Origin of the sequence: Streptomyces sp. NPDC003720 (assembly GCF_042875075.1) — a bacterium.
In the GTDB taxonomy this organism is placed as follows: Bacteria; Actinomycetota; Actinomycetes; order Streptomycetales; family Streptomycetaceae; genus Streptomyces.
In genome coordinates, this window is record NZ_JBIANZ010000005.1 from 586,281 (window position 1) to 606,911 (window position 20,631).

General features: G+C 74.3%; 17 protein-coding genes. 5 read left to right on the forward strand and 12 right to left on the reverse strand.

Annotation, left to right across the window (positions count from 1 at the left end; genetic code table 11):
- Positions 1-2 precede the first annotated feature (2 nt).
- The 4 genes from ACFYU0_RS17275 to ACFYU0_RS17290 all read right to left on the reverse strand — a co-directional run bounded on the left by ACFYU0_RS17275 (position 3) and on the right by ACFYU0_RS17290 (position 4,491).
- Positions 3-1,940: a glycosyltransferase family 2 protein gene (locus ACFYU0_RS17275; protein WP_389301826.1), complete on the reverse strand. Its 1,938-nt coding sequence runs from the start codon at positions 1,938-1,940 to the stop codon at positions 3-5.
- A 121-nt stretch (positions 1,941-2,061) separates the two neighbouring features.
- Positions 2,062-2,646 carry a hydrolase gene (locus tag ACFYU0_RS17280; RefSeq protein ID WP_389301828.1) on the reverse strand — a complete coding sequence of 195 codons (585 nt, stop codon included), beginning with the start codon at positions 2,644-2,646 and terminating at the stop codon, positions 2,062-2,064.
- A gap of 7 nt (positions 2,647-2,653) precedes the next feature.
- Positions 2,654-4,057 carry an MFS transporter gene (locus tag ACFYU0_RS17285; RefSeq protein WP_389301831.1) on the reverse strand — a complete coding sequence of 468 codons (1,404 nt, stop codon included), beginning with the start codon at positions 4,055-4,057 and terminating at the stop codon, positions 2,654-2,656.
- Positions 4,054-4,491 (reverse strand): MarR family winged helix-turn-helix transcriptional regulator, encoded by a 438-nt coding sequence (locus tag ACFYU0_RS17290; RefSeq protein ID WP_389301834.1) that lies wholly within the window; start codon positions 4,489-4,491, stop codon positions 4,054-4,056. Before ACFYU0_RS17290 ends, ACFYU0_RS17285 begins: the two co-directional genes overlap by 4 nt.
- A gap of 135 nt (positions 4,492-4,626) precedes the next feature.
- Between ACFYU0_RS17290 and ACFYU0_RS17295 the strand changes: the two genes are divergently transcribed.
- The 5 genes from ACFYU0_RS17295 (at position 4,627) to ACFYU0_RS17315 (ending at position 11,337) form a co-directional block, all read left to right on the forward strand.
- On the forward strand, positions 4,627-7,671 hold the full coding sequence (locus tag ACFYU0_RS17295; protein ID WP_389301836.1) for an FAD-binding and (Fe-S)-binding domain-containing protein: 3,045 nt from the start codon (positions 4,627-4,629) through the stop codon (positions 7,669-7,671).
- 10 nt (positions 7,672-7,681) lie between these two features.
- On the forward strand, positions 7,682-8,791 hold the full coding sequence (locus tag ACFYU0_RS17300; protein ID WP_351672632.1) for an enolase C-terminal domain-like protein: 1,110 nt from the start codon (positions 7,682-7,684) through the stop codon (positions 8,789-8,791).
- A 34-nt stretch (positions 8,792-8,825) separates the two neighbouring features.
- On the forward strand, positions 8,826-9,836 hold the full coding sequence (locus ACFYU0_RS17305) for an SDR family oxidoreductase (protein WP_389301839.1): 1,011 nt from the start codon (positions 8,826-8,828) through the stop codon (positions 9,834-9,836).
- A 9-nt stretch (positions 9,837-9,845) separates the two neighbouring features.
- Positions 9,846-10,340: a metallophosphoesterase gene (locus tag ACFYU0_RS17310; protein ID WP_351672636.1), complete on the forward strand. Its 495-nt coding sequence runs from the start codon at positions 9,846-9,848 to the stop codon at positions 10,338-10,340.
- A gap of 391 nt (positions 10,341-10,731) precedes the next feature.
- Complete coding sequence (locus ACFYU0_RS17315; RefSeq protein WP_389301842.1) at positions 10,732-11,337, forward strand: GNAT family N-acetyltransferase; 606 nt, start codon at positions 10,732-10,734, stop codon at positions 11,335-11,337.
- 22 nt (positions 11,338-11,359) lie between these two features.
- Here the strand turns inward: ACFYU0_RS17315 and ACFYU0_RS17320 are convergent, their stop codons facing one another.
- The 8 genes from ACFYU0_RS17320 to ACFYU0_RS17355 all read right to left on the reverse strand — a co-directional run bounded on the left by ACFYU0_RS17320 (position 11,360) and on the right by ACFYU0_RS17355 (position 20,606).
- A complete protein-coding gene (locus ACFYU0_RS17320; RefSeq protein WP_351673631.1) occupies positions 11,360-12,025 on the reverse strand; it encodes an SRPBCC family protein in 666 nt (221 codons plus the stop codon).
- A gap of 16 nt (positions 12,026-12,041) precedes the next feature.
- Positions 12,042-13,148 (reverse strand): XdhC family protein, encoded by a 1,107-nt coding sequence (locus ACFYU0_RS17325; protein WP_389301846.1) that lies wholly within the window; start codon positions 13,146-13,148, stop codon positions 12,042-12,044.
- A complete protein-coding gene (locus ACFYU0_RS17330) occupies positions 13,141-14,391 on the reverse strand; it encodes a VWA domain-containing protein (RefSeq protein ID WP_389301848.1) in 1,251 nt (416 codons plus the stop codon). Before ACFYU0_RS17330 ends, ACFYU0_RS17325 begins: the two co-directional genes overlap by 8 nt.
- A 5-nt stretch (positions 14,392-14,396) precedes the next feature.
- Positions 14,397-15,272 (reverse strand): AAA family ATPase, encoded by an 876-nt coding sequence (locus ACFYU0_RS17335; RefSeq protein ID WP_389301850.1) that lies wholly within the window; start codon positions 15,270-15,272, stop codon positions 14,397-14,399.
- Positions 15,273-15,287: 15 nt separating this feature from the next.
- Positions 15,288-16,142, reverse strand: coding sequence for an FAD binding domain-containing protein (locus ACFYU0_RS17340; RefSeq protein ID WP_389301853.1), 855 nt, complete (start codon positions 16,140-16,142; stop codon positions 15,288-15,290).
- The gene (locus ACFYU0_RS17345; RefSeq protein ID WP_389301856.1) at positions 16,139-18,625 is read right to left on the reverse strand and encodes a xanthine dehydrogenase family protein molybdopterin-binding subunit; all 2,487 of its coding nucleotides are present in this window, start codon (positions 18,623-18,625) and stop codon (positions 16,139-16,141) included. Before ACFYU0_RS17345 ends, ACFYU0_RS17340 begins: the two co-directional genes overlap by 4 nt.
- Complete coding sequence (locus ACFYU0_RS17350) at positions 18,622-19,104, reverse strand: (2Fe-2S)-binding protein (RefSeq protein WP_389301858.1); 483 nt, start codon at positions 19,102-19,104, stop codon at positions 18,622-18,624. The genes ACFYU0_RS17345 and ACFYU0_RS17350 overlap by 4 nt, the downstream gene beginning before the upstream one ends.
- Positions 19,105-19,337: 233 nt before the next feature.
- The gene (locus tag ACFYU0_RS17355; RefSeq protein WP_389301860.1) at positions 19,338-20,606 is read right to left on the reverse strand and encodes a YncE family protein; all 1,269 of its coding nucleotides are present in this window, start codon (positions 20,604-20,606) and stop codon (positions 19,338-19,340) included.
- Between the last annotated feature and the right edge of the window lie 25 nt (positions 20,607-20,631).

Below are 20,631 nucleotides of genomic sequence, written 5' to 3' on the forward strand. Positions count from 1 at the left end.
CTTCAGGCCTTTCGTGTAGTCGTCGGTCCCAGCACCGCGCCCAGCACGCGCCGGGCCCTTCCGAACAGCCGCCGCAGCAGCCCGCGCGGAGTCACCCGCACCACCCGCACGTCCTCGCGGCCCGCCTTCAGCAGCAGCGGCAGCGTCAGAACCCGGCCGCCGGGCAGGCAGAGCGCCGCGCGCCAGGCGGCACCCCGCAGTTCGCGCACCGGCACCGGGGCCGCGAGCAGGCCGTGGGCGCCGTCGGCGGGGGTCAGCACGGCCTCCGCGTCGAGGGTGCGGCCGGAGGCGGTGTGGGTCAGCCGGAGGGTGATCGGGGTGCTGTCGGGGACGTACAGCGGCAGCACCAGGGAGAGCACCTCGCTGTCGGACAGCGCCGCGTCGGCCGGGGTGAGCCGGTGCAGCCCGAGGGACTTCACCGCCCGGTCCACGTCCAGGGAGAGGTTCGCGTACCCCTTCGTCCAGTACGGCAGCACCATCCGGCCGCCGACCAGCCCGGCGGGCGGCAGCGCGCCGCCCTGCGCGGGCGCCGGCCCCAGCCGGCACTCCTTGGTCCAGCCGCCCAGCGTGAGGCGGACATGGGCGTCCCACAGCCCGCCGGCCGGCGGTTCGCCGCCCGCCGCCGTCGCGGGGTCGACGGTGGCCGTGCCGCGCAGCACCAGCCGGGTCCGGCCGTCGGCGGCCGGGACGCGCTCCCGAACGGTCTCCACCGGCTGGAAGTAGGAGGCGCCGGTCTCCCGGTCGCGCAGGATCAGATCGGCGGTCGCCCTGCCGAAGCCGTCCGCGGCGGCCGCGGTCAGCCGGGACACGGCCTCGGCCAGGTCGGCCGGCGCGTCGTCCGACGGGGGCCGGGTCCCGTCGGCGCTGACGGCGAGCGGGCCGTCGGCGTCGGTGTACTCGGCGGTGAAGCCCACCCGCAGCCTCCCGTCCCGCCACTCGACGCCGGCCGGTACGGCCCGGGGCCGGACGCCCGCCTCCCACTCGGCGTAGGCGACCAGGTCGTCGTAGCGGTCGTCCCGGATCAGCGCGGCGACGATCCGCTGGCCCAGCCGCATCCCGGGGGCGACACCGGGGCCGAAGCGCTCCTTGACCACCGCGTGGGTCTCCCGGAACACCTCCCGCCGGTAGTCGTCCGGCATCGCCAGCAGCCGGCGCCCGCTCATCCGGTCGACGATCTCCACCCGCAGCCAGCGGCGCAGTAGCCGGTCGCGCAGCGCGCCCGGCTCGGTGTATCGCTCGACGACGTCCAGGGCCTCGCGGAGGTTCTGGAAGTAGCCGACCGGATCGAAGCTCTGGAAACCGGCGTTGGCGGCGTCGTCGCGTTTGACGTGGTAGTAGCAGACGTAGTCGCTGAGCACGGAGACGTTGTCCGCGCGCAGGTAGGCCTCGGTGACGAAGACGTGGTCCTCCAGGCGCCGCCGGCCCTCCGGGAAGCGCAGCCCGGTGCGCTCCAGGAAGGAGCGCCGGAGCATCTTGTGCGGGGTGAGGCTGTCGATCAGCGGGGCGTTGGCGACCGTGGCGTGCGGGTGGTTGCGGCGGAACAGCTCCACCGGCACCGGGCGGCCCTTGCCGGCCATCTTGCCGACGACGACGTCGGCCTTGTTGGCCACGCCGTACTCGTACATCCGCTCCAGGGCCTCGTCGCCGAGGTGGTCGTCGTTGTCGACGAACATCACGAACTCGCCGCGCGAGGCGTCGATCCCGACGTTGCGGGGCTTGCCGGACCAGCCGGAGTTCTCCTGGTGGACGACCTGGAAGTGCGGGTGCTCGGCGGCGAGCGCGTCCAGTCTGGCCGGGGTGGCGTCGGTGGAGCCGTCGTCGACGAAGACGACCTCGAACTCGTCGGGAGGCAGCGACTGGCGCAGCAGCGAGGCCACGCAGTCCTCGATGTACGGCCCGGGGTTGTAGACGGGTACGACGACGCTGACCTTGACCGGCATCCGGTTTCCAAGCCCCCTTGGTTCGCCTTCCGTTGCCTGAGTGGCACGGCGCGTGGCCGAATGTTAACCCGCTGCCTTGTACGGGCGAAGTCAAGCCCGCACAAGGCACCGTGTCGGGTGATCAGGCGTGGGTCTTGGCCAGCAGCTCCAGGATCTCGGCCGTCGTGCCGCTCTCGCCGAGCCGCGGGAAGATCCGCTCGACGCTGCCCGTGTGCGCCGCGGGGTCGCTGTCGGTCATGGCGTCCGTGGCGAGGGTGACGTGGTAGCCGTGGGCGTAGGCGTCGCGCGCGGTGGACTCGACGCCGATGCTGGTGGCGATGCCGGCCAGCACGATCTGCGTGATGCCGCGGCGGCGGAGCTGCGTGTCGAGGTCGGTGCCGTGGAAGGCGCTCCAGTTGTGCTTGGTGACGTGGATGTCGCCGGGGTGGCCGGACAGTTCGTCGACGACGACGTCCCAGTCGTCCGGGAAGGCGAGGCCGCGGGCCTGCCGCTCGGTCCGGCCGGGGACGGCGTCCGCCCCGTCGGGCGAGAAGGACACCCGCACCAGGACCACGGGGAGGCCGCGGTCACGGAAGGCGGCGGCGAGTTCGGCGGTGCGGGAGACGACGTCGGCGGCGGAGTGCGGCTGGGTAGGCATGGCCACGATGCCGTTCTGCAGGTCGATCGCGACGAAGGCGGTGCGGGGGTCGAGCGTGGTGACGGACATGCGTCGATCAGGCCTTTCGAGGGGTGAGCCGGCCAAGGGAACGGTCGGGGAGGGTCGTCGCCAGCAGCAGGGCCGAGCCGGCGAGCATGAACAGGGCCAGGCCGTGCAGCCCGGCGGTGTCGGCGCGGTGCGGGTAGAACGCCGCGGTGGCGGCGGACGCGCCCAGCGCACCGAGGTACATGAAGGTCCGCAGCAGTCCGGCGGCCGACGCGATCCGTTCGGGATCGGCCTGCCGGTACAGGGCGTTCTGCGCGGCGAGGCCGACGAGGCCCTGCGGGACGCCGAGGAGGGCGCCGACCCCGAGCAGCAGCCACGCCGGGCTGTCGGCGCCGACCAGGAGCAGGGCGGCGGAGCCGGCGATCTGCAGCGCGGCCCCGGTGAGCAGCTTGGCGCGCACCGCCTCGCGCCGCCCGGTGAGGGCGGAGACGGTGAGCGCCGTGGCCGACAGCGGCAGCAGCACCAGGCCGGCCGTGGCCGCGCCCAGCCCGCGGCCCTGCTCCAGCCACTGGGTGTAGCCGTACATGAAGGCGTAGGAGGTGGTGTAGGCGAGGAGCTGGCGCAGATACGTGGCGAGCAGCGGGCCGTTGCCGCCGAGGACCCTGAGGTCGATGAACGGGTCCGGGGTGCGCAGCTCGCGCAGCGCGAACGCGGTGGCAGCGGCGGCGGCCGCGAGCGGCAGGCACCAGCGGTCCGGGCGCGGGTCCGTCAGGAACAGCATCAGCGCGACCAGCGTGGCCGCGAACAGCGCCATGCCGGGCAGGTCGACGCTCCGGCGCCCGGGTGCCGCCGGGGCGCGCGGCAGCCGCAGCGCGCCGAGGACCAGACAGGCCGCGGACAGCGGCACGTTGACGGTGAACACGGCACGCCAGCCGCCCAGCCCGATCAGCAGCCCGCCGAGCGCGGGCCCCACCACCGCCACCGTCTGGGCGGCGACGGCCAGTGCGGCCAGCACGCCCGCCGGACTGTCCTGCCCGGTGCGCTCGGCCTCGGCGCGGGTGAGCCGCATGGCGGCCGGATACGCGGCCGACGTACCGAACCCGAGCAGCACCCGGGCCGCGATCAGCGCGCCGAGCGACGGCGCCAGCGCGCCCAGCAGACCGGCGACGCCGACCATCGCGGTGCCGGTCAGATAGAGCCGGCGCGGCCCGTACGTGTCCACCAGCCGCCCGATGACGGGCTGGCCGACGGCCGTGGCCAGGTAGAGCGCCGAGACCAGCCACACCGTCTCGGCGGGTGGCGCGCCGAACGCGACGCCGATCGGCACCAGCGCCACGGCGATCATCGAGGAGTTGACCGGGTTCAGCACCGAGCCGAGGACCATCGGCGCGATGAGCCGGCGGTCGAATCCGGCGAGGGAGGGGCCGGCGGTCCGGCCGGTCCGGCCGGTGCGCGGGGTGAGCCTCGGTATCACGGCCGCGAGAGCCGTTCCAGCAGCTCCAGCGCGGTCAGGACGGTCTGCCGCTCCTCCTCGGTGTAGCGGTCCTCGAAGGCGCGGGCCAGCCACTCCTCGCGGAGCTGCTTGTTGCCCTCGACCCGGGCTCGGCCGGCGTCGGTGAGGGTGACCAACTGGCGGCGGCCGTCGTCCGGGTCGGGGGCGCGCCGGATCAGGCCGTGCCGCTCCAGGGCGGCCAGCGTGGTCGCCATCGACTGCGGCCGTACGCCTTCCGCGCCGGCCAGCGCGCTGGCCGTGGCCGCGCCGTGCTTGCCGACGAGGGAGAGGGCCGACTCCTGCGACGGGGTGAGGTCGGCGTCCTGCGCGACCTCGCGGATGCGGCGCCGCAGCCGGCTGAACACCACGCGCAGGTCACGCGCGGTGCGTACGGCGGATTCGGAGATGACGGCCATGCCGTCACCCTAGGACCGGCAGCGCAAACTGTCCAGTCACAACTGTTCAGTTTTGCCTGCCGAACGGTCGGGTACTCGGCCGTCCCCGCACAGGGACAGCGCAGTACAGCGCCCAGGTGAGTTCAGGGAGTGCGGATGACCGGGTGGGACATCTCCGGCCTGCGGGCCTCACTCGCCGACGAGGTGGACGGCGAGGTCCGCTTCGACGCGGGCAGCCGCGGGGCCTACGTCACCGACGGTTCGAACTACCGGCAGGTCCCGATCGGCGTCGTGGTGCCCCGCACGGTGGAGGCGGGCGCCCGCGCGGTGTCCGTCTGTGCGCGCTTCGGCGTCCCGGTCCTCTCCCGGGGCGGCGGCACCAGCCTCGCCGGGCAGACGACCAACACGGCCGTGGTGATCGACTGGACCAAGTACTGCGACGGGCTGCTGTCCGTGGACCCCGATGTCCGCACCTGCGTGGTCGAGCCCGGCATCGTCCTGGACGAGCTCAACCGCCGTCTGTCCCCCCGCAAGCTGCAGTTCGGGCCCAAGCCGTCCACCCACAGCCACTGCGCGCTGGGCGGCATGATCGGCAACAACTCCTGCGGCGCCTCGGCCCAGGCCTACGGCAAGACCGTCGACAACGTACGCCGCCTGGAGATCCTCACCTACGACGGACAGCGGGCCTGGGTGGGCCCGACACCGCCGGACGAGCGCGCCCGGATAGCGGAGGGGGGCGGCCGGCTCGCCGAGATCTACGCCGGCCTGGACCGCATCGCCACCGAGTACCTCGCAGACATCCGCCGCGGCTACCCCAAGATCCCGCGCCGGGTCTCCGGCTACAACCTCGACTCCCTGCTCCCGGAGAACGGCTTCGACGTGGCCCGGGCGCTCGTCGGCAGCGAGGGCACGCTGGTGACGGTCCTGCGCGCCGAACTGGACCTCGTGCCGGTGCCGGCGTACCAGTCCCTGCTGGTCCTCGGCTACGACGACATCTGCGCCGCCGCCGACGACGTGTCCCATCTGCTGGAGCACTGCTCGCCGAGCCAGCTGGAGGCACTGGACGGGCGCATGGCGCAGCTGATGCGCGAGGAGGGCGCCTACCTGGAGTCCCTGAACATCCTCCCGCGGGGCGACAGCTGGCTCATGGTCCAGTACAGCGGCGACAGCCAGGAGGCCGTCGACGAACAGGCCCACGCCCTGCTGCGCGCCGTCGGCCGCGGCGAGAAGGACCCGGACGTCGCGTTCTCCGACGACCCCGAGCGCGAGCAGCGGATGCTCAAGGCCCGCGAGGCCGGGCTGGGCGTCACCGCCCGGCCCCCGGACGACCGCGAGACCTGGGAGGGCTGGGAGGACTCCGCGGTCCCGCCCGAGCGGCTCGGCGACTACCTGCGCGACCTGAAGGCCCTGTTCGAGGAGTTCGACTACGACCACCCGTCCCTGTACGGGCACTTCGGGCAGGGTTGCGTGCACACCCGCATCCCCTTCGGGCTGAAGACCGCCGAGGGCGTCGCCGACTTCCGCCGCTTCGTCGAGCGCGCCGCCGACCTCGTCGCCTCCTACGGCGGTTCGCTGTCCGGCGAGCACGGCGACGGGCAGTCCCGGGGCGAACTGCTCACCCGGATGTTCGGCGAGCGCCTGGTGACCGCGTTCGGCGAGATGAAGGCCCTGTTCGACCCGGACGACCGGATGAACCCGGGCAAGATCGTGCACCCGCACCCGGTCGACGGACAGCTGCGCCTCGGCCCGTCATGGCGCCCCGACACCCCCTCCACCCACTTCCGGTTCCCGGCGGACGACCACTCCTTCAACCGCGCCGTGATGCGCTGCGTCGGCATCGGCAACTGCCGCAGCCACTCCGGCGGCGTGATGTGCCCGTCCTACCGCGCCACCCGGGAGGAGGAGCACTCCACCCGCGGCCGCGCCCGGCTGCTCTTCGAGATGCTCGACGGCCACGCCGACTCGGCGGTCAAGGACGGCTGGCGCTCCACCGAGGTGCGCGACGCGCTGGACCTCTGCCTGGCCTGCAAGGGCTGCAAGTCCGACTGCCCGACCGGTGTCGACATGGCGACACTCAAGGCCGAGTTCCTGTCCCACCACTACGAGGGCAGGCCGCGCCCCGCCGCGCACTACGCGCTGGGCTGGCTGCCCCTGTGGGCACGGCTCTCCCGCGTTTCCCCCGGCCTGGTCAACACCGTGCTGCACGCGCCCGGCCTGGCCCGCGCGGGCAAGCGGCTGGCCGGCGTCGACGGGGACCGCCCGGCGCCGGTGTTCGCCCGCCGGTCCTTCGTGCAGTGGTGGCGGGCCCGCGGCGGCGAGGAACCCGACCCCGCCGACCCGCGCACCGTGGTGCTGTGGCCGGACACCTTCAGCAGCTACTTCCACCCCTCCATCGCGATCTCGGCCGTGCGGGTGCTGGAGGACGCCGGCTTCCGGGTCGCCGTACCCACCGAGCCCGTGTGCTGCGGCCTGACCTGGATCTCCACCGGACAACTGCCGGTCGCCCAGAAGGTGTTGCGCCGCACCCTCAGTGTGCTGCGGCCCTACCTGGAGGCGGGCACGCCCGTCATCGGCCTCGAGCCCTCCTGCACCGCCGTGTTCCGCGCCGACGCCCCCGAACTGCTGCCCGCCGACCGGGACGTGCGACGGCTCGCCGGACAGTTCCGCACCTTCGCCGAGCAACTGGTCCACCACGCGCCCGACGACTGGCGGCCACCGCCGCTCGCCCGGCACGCGACCGTGCAGACCCACTGCCACCAGCACGCCGTCATGAAGTTCGACGCCGACCGCGAACTCATGCGCCGCGCCCACCTCGACGCCGACGTCCTCGACGAGGGCTGCTGCGGACTGGCCGGCAACTTCGGCTTCGAGCGCGGTCACCGCGAGGTGTCCATGGCCGTCGCCGAACAGGGCGTCCTGCCCGCCGTCCGCGCCGCCGCCCCCGGCAGCCTCGTCCTCGCCGACGGCTTCAGCTGCCGCACCCAGATCGAGGACGGCGGCACCGGCCGGCGCGCCCTGCACCTCGCCGAGGCCCTGGCCCTCGCCCTCGACGGCAACCTGCCCAGCGACGCCCCGGAACGCCTGGCCCAGCGCCCGTCCGGGCCCTCCCGCACCGCGCGCTGGGCGACGACCGCCTCCGCCGCCGCCCTCGCCGCCGCGGCCGGCACCGGCGCCGCGCTGCGGCTGCGGCGCCGGGACTGAGGAGGCGGCCATGAGCGACCGGCCCGTCGTCGAGTCCGTGGACACGGCCGTCTACACCGTGCCCACCGACGCCCCCGAGGCCGACGGCACCCTCGCCTGGGACAGCACCACCCTCGTCCTGGTCACCGTCCGCGCCGGCGGCACGAACGGCCTCGGCTACACCTACGCCCCCGCGGCCGCCGCGCACGTCGTCGACGGCCTGCTCGCCGGCGCCGTCACCGGCACACCCGTCCACGACGTGCCGCGCGCCAACGAGGCGATGTGCCGGGCGGCCCGCAACGCGGGGCTGCCGGGAGTGGCCGCCCAGGCGGTCAGCGCCGTCGACATCGCCCTGTGGGACCTCAAGGCCCGCCTGCTGGGCCTGCCCCTCGTCGACCTGCTCGGCGCCGCCCGCGACGACGTGCCCGTCTACGGCAGCGGGGGCTTCACCACCTACGACGCCGACCGCCAGGACCGGCAGCTCCGCGGCTGGGCCGAGGACCAGGGCATCCCCCGGGTCAAGATCAAGATCGGCGAGTCCTGGGGCTCCCGCGAGGCCCGCGACCTGGAACGCGTCGGCCGTGCGCGGGCGAGCGTGGGCGAGACCGCCGAGCTGTTCGTGGACGCCAACGGCGCCTACTCCGGCGGACAGGCGGTCCGGGTCGCGAGCGCGCTCGCCGACGCGGGCGTGACCTGGTTCGAGGAGCCGGTCTCCTCCGACCACCTCACCCTGCTGGCCGACGTCCGCGGCCGGGTCCCCATGGACGTCACCGCCGGCGAGTACGGCTACACGCTGCCGTACTTCGAGCACATGCTGGCCGCCGGCGCCGTCGACTGCCTCCAGGCGGACATCACCCGGTGCGGCGGCGTCACCGTGTGGCTGCGCGCCGCCGCCCTCGCCCACGCCCGCGGGACCGCCGTCTCCGGGCACTGCGCGCCGCACGCGCACGCCCACGCCGCCGCCTCCGTGCCCAACCTGCGCCACCTGGAGTGGTTCCACGACCACGTCCGCGTCGAACGGCTCCTCTTCGACGGCGTCCTCGCCCCCGGGGGCGGCTCCGTCACCCCGGGCGCCGACGGCGCGCCGGGTCTCGGGCTGACCCTGGCGGAGGAGCGCGCCCGGCCCTACCGGGTGGCCTGACACACCGCCAGCCCGCCGTACGAGAGGAGACACCATGCCCCCCACCGTCGTCATCACCGGTGCCAGCGCCGGGATCGGCCGCGCCACCGCCCGCCTGTACGGCCGGCGAGGCGCGAACGTCGTCCTGGTGGCGCGGGGCGAGGGCGGCCTGAGCAACGCGGCCGACGAGGTCGCGGTCCTCGGCGGACGGCCCCTGGTGCGGCCCGCCGACGTTGCCGACCCGGCCCAGGTCGAGGCCGTCGCGGACGCCGCCGAGAAGGAGTTCGGGCCGATCGACGTGTGGATCAACTGCGCCTTCGCGTCCGTGTTCGCGCCGTTCGACGAGATCGAGCCCGAGGAGTTCGTGCGCACCACCGAGACGACCTACCTGGGCTTCGTCAACGGCACCCGCACCGCGCTGAAGCGGATGCTGCCGCGCGACCGGGGCACGATCGTGCAGGTCGGCTCGGCGCTCGGGGAACGGTCCATCCCGCTGCAGTCGGCGTACTGCGGCGCCAAGCACGCCGTCAACGGCTTCACGTCCTCCGTCCGCCTCGAACTGCTGCACCGCGGCAGCAACGTGCACATCACCGTCGCGCAGATGCCCGGTGTCAACACGCCCCAGTTCGACTGGGTGCGTTCCCGGCTCGACAAGCACCCCATGCCGGTGCCGCCGATCTACCAGCCGGAGGTCGCCGCCCGGGGTGTGGCGTACGCGGCCGACCACCCGCGCCGCAAGCAGTACTACGTCGGCGCGTCCACCGTGGCCACCCTCTGGGCCAACCGCCTCGCCCCGGCCCTGCTCGACCGGTACCTCGCCCGCACCGGCTTCGGCTCCCAGGAGACCGACAGCGTCCCGCCGACCGGCCTGGACAACCTCTTCGAGCCCGCCGACCGGGCGCCCGAGGACGACCAGGGAGCCCACGGGGCCTTCGACGACATGGCGCACGGGCGTTCCTGGCAGGAGACCCTGGCCCGGCACCCGGCCGCCGCCGCCCTCGGCGCGAGCGCCGCCGTACTGGGCGCCGTACGCGGCATCCGCCACCTCACCTCCCCGCATCCCTAGAGTGGCCGTGTGCGACTGCTCCTGATGTCCGACACCCACCTGCCCAGGCGCGCGAAGCGGCTCCCGGACCCGCTGCTCGCCGAACTCCCGCGCGCCGACGTGGTTTTCCACGCCGGGGACTGGGTCGACACGGCCACCCTCGACCTGCTGGAGGACCGCAGCCGCCGGCTGGTCGCGGTGTACGGCAACAACGACGGCCCCGAACTGCGGGCCCGGCTCCCCGAGGTGGCGTACGCCGAACTGGGCGGCCTGCGCTTCGGCGTGGTCCACGAGACCGGTCCCGCGCGGGGCCGCGAGGCCCGGTGCGCCGCCCGCTTCCCGGAGCTGGACGTGCTGGTCTTCGGCCACAGCCACATCCCCTGGGACACCGTCGCCCCCGGCGGACTGCGGCTGCTCAACCCCGGCTCCCCGACCGACCGACGCCGCCAGCCGCACCACACCTACCTGACCGCGGCCGTCGCCGACGGCGCCCTCACCGACGTGACCCTGCACCGCATCACCTAGCCCGTGTCCGCGAAGTCGCGTCCGCGTCGCGACGCCCGGCACGCACTCTCGCCGCACCGGCCGAAAGCCCGAGTACACCCAGTACGAGGGCATCCGGCCGGCGCCCCGAGAGCACGCACCGGACGCCGCGACGCCCGCCCTGCGGGCGAACGACGCGACTTCGCGGACACGACCCAGGCCGTGTCCGCAAAGTCGTGTCTGCGTCGCGACGCCCGGTACGCACTCTCGCCGCACCGGCCGAAAGCCCGAGTACACCCAGTACGAGGGCATCCGGCCGGCACCCCGAGAGCACGCACCGGACGCCGCGACGCCCGCCCTGCGGGCGAACGACGCGACTTCGCGGACACGACCCAGGGCCTCTCGTCCCGGCCCGCCGTGGCAGGATGCGGCGATGACCTCCCGTCCCGCCGCACCGGTACCCGCCATCGCGCCCGCCGTCCCGGCCGCCGGCCGGATCGCGGCCGGCGAGCAGCCCGTACTGCCGCTGAGCGGCGAACTGGAGCTGCGGCCCTGGCGCCTCGACGACGCCGACGCGGGCGCCCTGCTCGCGGCCGGCCAGGACCCGGACATCAGCCACTGGAACCTCTTCACCGTCGGCAGCCGCGCGGAGGCCCGCGACCGCATAGCGCGCATGCACCGGCGCCCCACCGCCGGGACCGGCGCGGTCTGGGCCGTCGCGCCCCGCGGGGGCGCGGCGATCGGGCTCGCCGCGCTCAACGACGTCGACCCCGCGGGCGGCTCCGCCGAGGTCGCCTACTGGGTGCTGCCCGCGGCGCGGGGCGGCGGCATCGCCGTCCTGGCCGCCCGGCGCCTGGGCCGGTGGGCCCTGGACGAGCTGGGACTGCGCCGGCTGACCCTGCGGCACTCGACCGCGAACCCGGCGTCCTGCCGGGTGGCCGAGAAGGCCGGCTACACCTACGAGGGAAGCCTGCGCGACGCCCTCGCCCACGCGGACGGCCGGCACGACGTCCACCTCCACACGCTGGTGGCCGGCTGACCCTCGCCCCCTCAGCGGCAGGTCACCTACGGCGTCCGCCGTGCGGCCGCCGGGTCCCGCGGCCGCGCCGCGAGCGGCCGCGGCGCCGGAGTCCGGCGGCGGCCAGCACCAGCAGGGCCAACGCCGCAGCGGCCGCGAGGCCGCGCTTGGCCACCGGGAGACCCGCCGTGCGCAGCAGGTCCAGGGGCTCCGGCTCCTGCCGTCCGGCGGCCGGCGCCGCCTCCTGCGCGGCGGGCCCGGGCTCCGGGCCGCGCAGCCGGTCGGCCAGGCACGCGGCGAACTGCCCCACCAGACGGTCGCCCACCTCGCCCAGTACGCCGCGCCCGAACTGCGCCGGACGACCGGTCACCTTGAGATCGGTGTCCACGGCCACGGCCGTGCCGCCGTCGCGCTCGCTCAGCACGGCGGTGACCGTCGCCCTGGCCGTGCCCTGCCCCCGGGTCTCCCGGCCGCTCGCCGCGAGCACCATCCGGTGGGCGACCGCGTCCTGCTCCTCGAAGACCGCGGTGCCCCGGTAGGTCACGGTGACCGGCCCCACCTTCACCTTCACCGAACCGGTCACGGTCTTGCCGTCGTACTCCTCCACCGTCGCGCCCGGCAGGCACGGCGCGACGCTCTCGATGTCGAGCAGTGCCCGCCAGGCCTCGTCGACGGGGACGGGGACGGTGAACTCGTGGTGCAGTTCCATCAGTTGCTCCTCGCACTCAGGGGGCGGCGGCCGGATGGATGGCCCCGGCGGTCGTGGTCAGCGGCGCGCCGCTGCCGCCCCAGCGCAGGGCGACGATCTCGGCGGCGACGGACACCGCCACCTCCTCCGGCGTCCGGGCCCCGAGATCCAGCCCGAGCGGCGAGCGCAGCCGGGCCAGTTCGGCCTCGGTGACACCGGACTCGGCCAGCCTTTCGCGCCGCTCGTCGTGGGTACGGCGACTGCCCATCGCCCCGATGTACGCGGCCGGCCGGCGCAACGCCTCCTCCAGCAGCGGCACGTCGAACTTCGGGTCGTGGGTGAGGACGCAGATCACCGTGCGCCCGTCGGTGCCGGTGGCGGCGAGATAGCGGTGCGGCCAGTCGACGACGACCTCCACGCCCTCCGGGAAGCGCTTCGGCGTGGCGAAGACCGGCCGGGCGTCGCAGACGGTGACCCGGTAGCCGAGGAAGGCGCCGATACGGGCCACGGCGGCCGCGTAGTCGATCGCCCCGAAGACCAGCATCCGCGGCGGCGGCGCGAACGACTGCAGGAACACCGTGACGGCGTCCTCGCGACGCTCCCCGTGCGGCCCGTAGTGCCTCAGCCCCGAGGCGCCGAGGGCGAGTTCACCGCGCGCGTCGGCGGTGACCGCCACATCGAGACCGGCCGCGCCCAGGGTGCCCTCGACGCCGTCCGGCCAGACCGCCCGGGCGGCCCCGCGCGGTGCGGGCCCGTCGACCACCGTGGCCACGGTCACCGGCTCGCCCGCGGCCACGGACGCCGCGACCCGGCCGAACCCCGGGTCCGAACCGGGCGTCACCGGCCGCACCAGCAGGGTGATCTCGCCGCCGCAGGTCAGCCCGACGGCGAACGCGTCCTCGTCGCTGTACCCGAAGGTCACCAGCCGCGACTCGCCGCTCGCCACCACCTCCTGGGCGAGGTCGAACACCGCCCCCTCCACACAGCCCCCGGACACACTGCCCACGACCTCGTCGTCCGGGCCCACGGCCATCGAGGCGCCCGGGCCGCGCGGCGCGCTGCGGCTGACCGCGACGACCGTGGCCAGCCCGAACGGCACCCCCGCCCGGTACCAGCGCTCCAGCGCCGGGAGGATCTCACGCACCTTCCGCTCCCTTCACCGGCACCCGGCCGTCCGCGGCCCCGCGCACCACCGCCGCCAGCCGTTCCAGCGCCGCGAGACTGTGCCCCTGGACGAACGCGTCCACGCTCGGCAGCGCGGCCGCCATCCCGGCGGCCAGCGGCGCGTAACCGGGCCGGGCCTTGCGCGGGTTGGCCCAGATCACCTGGTGGGCGAGGGCGTGCAGCCGGCGCATCTGTGCCCCGAGCAGCTCCGGATCGCCCCGCTCCCACCCGTCCGAGAGCAGCACCACCACGGCACCGCGCGCCATGCCCCGCTGCCCCCAGCGGTTCAGGAACTCCCGCAGCAGCTCACCCAGCCGGGTGCCACCGCGCCAGTCCGGCACGGCCGCCGCGAGCGCCGCCATCGCGAGGTCCGGGTCGCGGTGCGACAGTTCCCGGGTCGCCCGGGTCAGCCGGGTGCCGATCGTGAAGACCTCGGTGCGGCCCCCGCGCACCGCCGCGTGCGCGAACCGCAGCAGCGCGTCGGCGTACGGCGCCATCGAGCCGCTCACGTCGACGAGCAGCACGACCCGCCGGGGCTGCTCCACCCGCGCGTGCCGCCTCAGCCGGGCCGGTTCCCCGCCGCGCCGCAGCAGCTCCCGCACGGTGCGGCGCGGGTCGACCCGCCCGCGCCGTGCGGGCCGCCGCCGGGCCGAGCGCCTGCTCTGCCCCCGCAGCGCGAACGCGGCCAGCAGACGGCGCAGTTGAGCCCGCTCGGCGGGGTCCAGGTCCGCGACGTCGCGGTGCCGCAGCACCTCGGCGGAGCTGGCGAGCGTGACCGCCGGCGGCCCGTGCGGCTCGTCCTCGCCGGGTGCGCGGGGCACGGCGGACGCCTGCCGGGCCACCAGGCGCAGCCGGGGCGGGGGAGCGGACCGCACCGCCCGCGCGGGGGGCTCGCCGGGCGATCCGAAGTACGCCGTGAACACCCGCTCGTACCGCGCCAGATCGTCGTGTCCGCCGCACAGCGTCGCCCGTCCCGCCCAGTACACGTCGGCCCGTGCCCCCGGCCGCAGCACGGCCACGGCACGCAGGAACGCGTGCACCCGCTCGCTACTGGCCTCGAGCCCGGCGGCCCGCAGGGCCCGCACGAACCCGAGCAGGACGGCATCGGCCCCGAGCGGCCCGTCGCCCGCGCCGTTCGGCCCGTCGCCACCCGCCCGGGGTGGCGCGCCGCTCGTCGGGCGGGGACCCGGTGGGCGGTGCGGAGGGCTGTCCGGCGTGTGCATCGCGGTCACGTCCCCCGGGCCGCCAGGATCGCGGTCAGGTCCAGGCCCCGCGCGCGGTCCGCGTCCTCGCGGTACTTCAGGGCCGAGCCCAGAGTCGCCACGGCCAGTTCCGCGTCCACCTCCGTCGCCCCGAGCGCGTCCAGCGCCTCGGCCCAGTCGATCGTCTCGGCCACCCCCGGCGGCTTGAGCAGATCCGCGCCGCGCAACGTCTGGACGAGCGCGGTGACCTGCTCGGCCAGCCGCGCCGAGACCCCCGGCAGCCGGCGCCGCACGATGGCCAGCTCGCGGGCGAAGGAGGGGTGGTCGAACCAGTGGTAGAGGCACCGCCGCTTGAGCGCGTCGTGCACCTCCCGCGTCCGGTTGGAGGTCAGCACCACCACCGGCGGCTCCTCGGCCCGCAGCGTGCCCAGTTCGGGGATGGTCACGGAGTACTCCGACAGCAGCTCCAGCAGGAACGCCTCGAACTCGTCGTCGGCCCGGTCGATCTCGTCGACGAGGAGCACCGAGGGATGGGTCTGCAGCGCCCGCAGCAGCGGCCGGGCGATCAGGAAGCGCCGGTCGTACAGCTCGCTCTCCAGCCGGTCCGCGTCCCGCACCCCGGCCGCCTCCGCGGCCCGCAGGTGCAGCAACTGGCGCGGGAAGTCCCAGTCGTACAGGGCCTGCGCGGCGTCGATCCCCTCGTGGCACTGCAGCCGGATCAGCGGCGCGCCCAGCGCCTCGGCGAGGGCGGAGGCGAGCGCGGTCTTGCCCACGCCCGCGTCGCCCTCGCAGAACAGCGGCCGGTGCAGTCGCAGCGCCAGGAAGCAGGTGACGGCCAGCCCCTCGTCGACGAGGTACCCCGTCTCCTCCAGCCGGGCCCGCACCTGCTCCGGGTCGTCCATCCGGGTGATCGGCGCTCACCCCATTCCGGTGGCGGTCAGCACCGCCCGCCTGGTCAGCACCCGCGCCAGGTGCTGCCGGTACTCGGGCGTGGCGGCCAGGTCCTGCGACGGTTCGGTGCCCTCGGCCGCCGCCTCGGCGGCCCGGGCCACGGCCTCGGGCCCGTCGGCGCCGGCGAGCGCCTCCTCGGCCGCCGCGGCCCGCAGCGGGGTGGCGCCCATGTTGGTCAGACCGACGCGCGCCTCGGCGATGTGCCCGTCGTCGCGGCGTACGAGCGCCGCGACCCCGACGATGGCCCAGGACTGGGCGACCGGGTGGAACTTCTCGTAGTGGAAGCTCCAGCCGTCCCTCTTCGGGATCCGCACCTCCACGAGGAGTTCGTCCGGCGCGAGCGCCGACTGGAGGTAGTCGACGAAGAACTCCCGGGCCGGGATCGTACGCCGACCGCCCGGGCCGACGACGACCAGCTCCGCGTCCAGGGCCAGGGCCACGGCGGGCAGGTCGCCGGCCGGGTCCGCGTGCGCGAGCGAGCCGCCGAGGGTGCCACGGTGCCGTACGGCGGGATCGGCCACGGTGGCCGTGGCCTCGGCGAGCAGACCGGCGTGCCGGCGCACCAGCGGGTCGTGGACCACCTCGTGGTGCGTGGTCATCGCCCCGATGGCCAGTGTGCCGCCGTCCTCCCGGACGCCGCGCAGCTCCGGGATCCGGCCGACGTCCACCACCAGCTCCGGGAAGGCCAGCCGCAGCCGCAGCAGCGGCAGCAGGCTCTGCCCGCCGGCCAGCACCTTCGCGTCCTCGCCGGCGTCGGCGAGCGCGCGCACCGCCTCGTCGACGCTCGTCGGACGGGTGTACTCGAACGCGGGGGGAATCATGCCGAACCCTCCTCTCCGGACGGGCCGTACTGCCCGACGTCGCCCGCCTGGGCCGCCTGCCCGGACTGGCCCGACTGCGCGGGGCCCGTCCCGCCGGCGTGCTCGGCCACGTTCGCGGCACCGGACCGCGCGGCCCGGATCGCCTGCCACACCCGGTGCGGCGAACACGGCATCCGGACCTCCCGCACGCCCAGCGGCCGCAGCGCGTCGATCACGGCGTTCACCACGGCCGGGGTCGAGGCGATCGTGCCCGCCTCACCGACTCCCTTGACCCCCATGGAGTTGGAGGCCGCCGGCGTCTCCGTCCGGTCGGTCACGAAGTGCGGCAGGTCCGCCGCCGAGGGCACCAGGTAGTCGGCCATGGTGCCGGAGACCAGGTTGCCGTCGTCGTCGTACACGGCCTCCTCGAACAGCGCCTGGGCGATGCCCTGGGCGAGCCCGCCGTGCACCTGCCCCTCCACGATCATCGGGTTGACCACCCGGCCGACGTCGTCGACGCAGACGTAGCTGCGGATCCGGGTCTTGCCGGTCTCCGTGTCCACCTCGACCGCGCACAGGTGGGTGCCGTGCGGGTAGGAGAAGTTCTCCGGGTCGAGCACGGTCTCCGCGTTGATGGACGGCTCCACGCCGTCGGGCAGGTCGTGCGAGGTGAAGGCCTCGAAGGCGATCTCCTGGATGGTCTTGCGGGCTTCCGGGGACCCCTTCACGGAGAACGCGCCGTCCTTGAAGTCCAGGTCCTGCTCGCTCGCCTCCAGCAGGTGGGCCGCGACCTTGCGGGCCTTCTCCACGACCTTGACCGCGGCACGGTGCACGGCCTCGCCGCCGACGGACAGCGAGCGCGAGCCGTAGGTGTCCATGCCCTGCGGGGCGGCCCTGGTGTCGCCGTGCACCACCTCGACGTCCTCGAACGGCACGCCGAGGACGTCGGCCGCGATCTGGCTCCAGCAGGTCACGTGGCCCTGGCCGTGCGGGCTGGTGCCGGTGACGACCTCGACCTTGCCGGTGGGCAGCATGCGGATGCTCGCCGCCTCCCAGCCGCCGGCCGAGTACCGCAGGTCGCGCAGCACCCGGCTCGGCGCGAGACCGCACATCTCGGTGAAGGTCGACACCCCGATGCCCAGGCGTACGGTGTCGCCGCGCTCCTCGCGCTTGCGCTGCTCGGCGCGCAGGTCGTCGTAGCCGAACAGGCCGAGGGCCTTGTCGGTGGCCGCCTCGTAGTCGCCGCTGTCGTAGGTCAGTCCGGCGATGGTGGTGTACGGGAACTCGTCGTGCCGGATCCAGTTGCGGCGCCGTACCTCCACCGGGTCGAGGCCGAGCTCGTGGGCGAGTTCGTCCATGGTCCGCTCGATGGCGAACGTGGCCTCGGGACGGCCGGCGCCCCGGTAGGCGTCGGTCGGGGTGCGGGTGGTGAACACGCCGGTGCAGTTGAACTCGTAGGAGTCCATCTTGTAGATCGCCGGGTACATGAAAGCGCCGAGGATCGGGATGCCCGGGGTGACGAGCATCAGGTAGGCGCCCATGTCGGCGAGCAGGTCGACCTTCAGGCCCAGCAGCCTGCCCTCGGCGGTGGCCGCGACCTCGACGTCCTGGATCATGCCGCGGCCGTGGTGCGTGGCGAGGTAGCCCTCCGAGCGGGACTCGGTCCACTTGACCGGGCGGCCGAGCCGGCGCGCGACGGTGAGCGCGAGCGCCTCCTCGCCGTAGACCTGGAGCTTGGAGCCGAAGCCGCCGCCCACGTCCGGGGCGACCACCCGCAGTTTCTGTTCGGGGATGCCGGTGACCACGGCCAGCATGACCCGCAGGATGTGCGGGATCTGCGTCGCGGAGTACACCGTGTACTCGCCGGAGGCGGCCAGCGGGGTGACGACGACCGCGCGCGGCTCCATGGCGTTGGGGATCAGCCGCTGCTGGTGGTAGCGGCGCTTCAGGGTCACCTCGGCGCGCTCGCGCACCGCGTCGAAGCTCTCGCCGGTGGCGAGCGGCCAGGTGTAGCAGCGGTTGGTGCCCTTGTCGGCGTGGACCAGCGGGGAGTCCTCGGCGAGCGCGGCCTCCAGGTCGAGGACCGGGGGCAGCGGCTCGTAGTCGACCTCGATCGCCTCCAGCGCGTCGGCTGCGGCGTACCGGTCGCGGGCCACCACGACCGCCACCGGGTCTCCGGCGTACCGCACCTCGTCCACGGCGATCGGTGGGTGGTCGGGCAGCACGATGTCCTCGGTCACCGGCCAGGCGCAGGGCAGCGAGCCGAGCCCCTCGGCGAGGTCGGCGCCGCTGAACGCCGCCACGACACCGGGGCGTTCCCGGGCGGGGGACACGTCGACCGAGGTGATCCGGGCGTGGGCCATCGGGCTGCGCAGGACGGCCATGTGCAGCAGCCCGGCGACCTGGATGTTGTCGGTCCAGTTCGTCTGGCCGGTGATCAGCCGGGCGTCCTCCTTGCGCAGCCGGGAGCGGCCGATCTCGCGTTCGACGGCCTGGTCGGTCATGCCGTGGCCTCCTCGGTGACCTGTTGCCCGGAGGCGGCCAGGACCGCGCGGACGATGTTCTGGTAACCGGTGCAGCGGCAGAGGTTGCCCTCCAGGGCCTCCCGGACCTCGCCGGCCGTGGGGCGCGGGTTCTCGCGCAGCAGGTCGCGCGACGCCATGATCATGCCGGGGGTGCAGTAGCCGCACTGCAGGCCGTGCCGCTCGTGGAACGCGCGCTGCAGCGGCGTCCACTCGCCGTCCTCCGCCAGCCCCTGCACGGTGGTCACGACGCCGCCGTCCGCCTGCACGGCCAGCACCGAGCAGCTCTTGACGGTCGCGCCGTCCAGGTCGACCGTGCACGCCCCGCAGTTGGAGGTGTCGCAGCCGATGGTGGTGCCGGTGAGACCGAGGCGGTCACGCAGATAGTGGGCCAGGAGCAGACGGGGTTCCACGTCGTCCTCGTAGGCCGTGCCGTCCACGTTCACCTTGATGTGGGTCATGCGCCCTCCAGACCGTGCGGGCAGGAGTGAAAGCTGGGTAAATCCGTCAGACTGACGTGACGTAGATCACTCTAAGGCGGCGCACGGGACCCGGCGAGTGCTGCGGCACATGGATTGTTGAGCGTTAGACCGATGTGCAGGTGGGGCCGTCCCGGCGCACTGCGCCGGGACGGCCCCACCTGGTGTGGCACGGCCTCCGGGGGGGCTCGGGGGAGCCCCGGGGCGTGTGTCGCTCAGCTTCCGCCCGGACCCGTCCAGCCGTCCTGGACGTGCCCCAGGCGGACGCGCTGCGGATGGTCGCCGACCGGGACCGACGTCACCTTCCGGCCGGTGGCGAAGTCGATCGCGGTGACCTGGTCGGCGCCGGACTCGGAGACCACGCAGTCCTTGCCGTCGCCGCTGACCGTGGCCCAGTACGGCTTGGACGCGGTGACCAGCGGCCCCTCCTGGAGGGTGGCGCGGTCGACCACCGTGGCGTAGTCGTCCATGGTGCCCGCCACGCACAGCCTGGTGCCCTCGGGGTTCATCGAGAGCCCGTGGTGGCGCGAGTCGTTGACCCAGGTGGTGCGGTCCGGGCTGGTCGCCGGGTTCTTCGGCAGGGTCTTCATCCGGGTGATCTTGTCGGCGGCGACGTCGTACTCCAGGAAGCCGTTGAAGAACGACACCTGGAAGTACAGCTTGGACTCGTCGGGGGAGAACACGGCGGGACGCACGGCGTCGGAGAAGTCCTTCAGTCCGTACGCGTCGAGCCGCTGACGCATGTCGACGACCTTCACCTGCTTGAAGGTCGTCGCGTCCACGACCGTGATGTGCCGGTCGCCCTTCGTCCAGTCCCAGACCGGGTCGTCCAGGGCGGTGTTGACGTCGCCGATGGACATGTTCCAGATGTACTTGCCGTCCCTGGTGAAGATGTTCTCGTGCGGCTTGTCGCCGGTCGGGAACGAGCCGAGCTGTCTGCCGGTCCCGATGTCCAGCACGTGCACGGTGTTCGCGGTCGACGCGGACACCGCGACGCGGGTGCCGTCCGGCGAGACGGCCATGTGGTCGGCACGGTAGCCGGACACGGCGAAGCGCCAGTTGAGCTTGCCGGTGGCCAGGTCGATCGAGACGACGTCCGCGAAGCTGGGGCGGGACACCACGACGGAGCGGCCGTCCGGGGTGGAGTACATGTCGTCGGCGAACTGGTCGTGGCCCTCGCCCACGCTGTTGCGGATGGCCTGGAAGTAGATCCACCGGATCGGGTCCGCGTTGATCTCCGCCATCCGCTGGGCCTTGTCCGGGATCACGTCGATCCGGCCGATCTTCGCGAAGTCGCCGGAGGACCTGATCACGTCGGCGGTGCCGTCCCAGTTGTTGCCGACGAACAGCACCTCCCGCAGACCGGCGGCGTCCGACGCGGTGGCGGTTGCGGTGGCGGCGGAGGCGGCGGTCGCCGGGCCGGCGAGGGTCAGCGCGAGGGCGGCGGCCATGGAGCAAAGGTGCCTGGTTCTCGAGGCAGGCATGACTGCTCTCTTTCCTCGGGGAATC

Excerpts from the sequence above, each read along its gene's own strand:
- ACFYU0_RS17275 (WP_389301826.1), bottom strand. The coding sequence starts at position 1,940 with ATGCCGGTCAAGGTCAGCGTCGTCGTACCCGTCTACAACCCCGGGCCG.
- ACFYU0_RS17280 (WP_389301828.1), bottom strand. The coding sequence starts at position 2,646 with ATGTCCGTCACCACGCTCGACCCCCGCACCGCCTTCGTCGCGATCGAC.
- ACFYU0_RS17290 (WP_389301834.1), bottom strand. The coding sequence starts at position 4,491 with ATGGCCGTCATCTCCGAATCCGCCGTACGCACCGCGCGTGACCTGCGC.
- ACFYU0_RS17295 (WP_389301836.1), top strand. The coding sequence starts at position 4,627 with ATGACCGGGTGGGACATCTCCGGCCTGCGGGCCTCACTCGCCGACGAG.
- ACFYU0_RS17300 (WP_351672632.1), top strand. The coding sequence starts at position 7,682 with ATGAGCGACCGGCCCGTCGTCGAGTCCGTGGACACGGCCGTCTACACC.
- ACFYU0_RS17305 (WP_389301839.1), top strand. The coding sequence starts at position 8,826 with ATGCCCCCCACCGTCGTCATCACCGGTGCCAGCGCCGGGATCGGCCGC.
- ACFYU0_RS17315 (WP_389301842.1), top strand. The coding sequence starts at position 10,732 with ATGACCTCCCGTCCCGCCGCACCGGTACCCGCCATCGCGCCCGCCGTC.
- ACFYU0_RS17320 (WP_351673631.1), bottom strand. The coding sequence starts at position 12,025 with ATGGAACTGCACCACGAGTTCACCGTCCCCGTCCCCGTCGACGAGGCC.
- ACFYU0_RS17330 (WP_389301848.1), bottom strand. The coding sequence starts at position 14,391 with ATGCACACGCCGGACAGCCCTCCGCACCGCCCACCGGGTCCCCGCCCG.
- ACFYU0_RS17335 (WP_389301850.1), bottom strand. The coding sequence starts at position 15,272 with ATGGACGACCCGGAGCAGGTGCGGGCCCGGCTGGAGGAGACGGGGTAC.
- ACFYU0_RS17340 (WP_389301853.1), bottom strand. The coding sequence starts at position 16,142 with ATGATTCCCCCCGCGTTCGAGTACACCCGTCCGACGAGCGTCGACGAG.
- ACFYU0_RS17345 (WP_389301856.1), bottom strand. The coding sequence starts at position 18,625 with ATGACCGACCAGGCCGTCGAACGCGAGATCGGCCGCTCCCGGCTGCGC.
- ACFYU0_RS17350 (WP_389301858.1), bottom strand. The coding sequence starts at position 19,104 with ATGACCCACATCAAGGTGAACGTGGACGGCACGGCCTACGAGGACGAC.
- ACFYU0_RS17355 (WP_389301860.1), bottom strand. The coding sequence starts at position 20,606 with ATGCCTGCCTCGAGAACCAGGCACCTTTGCTCCATGGCCGCCGCCCTC.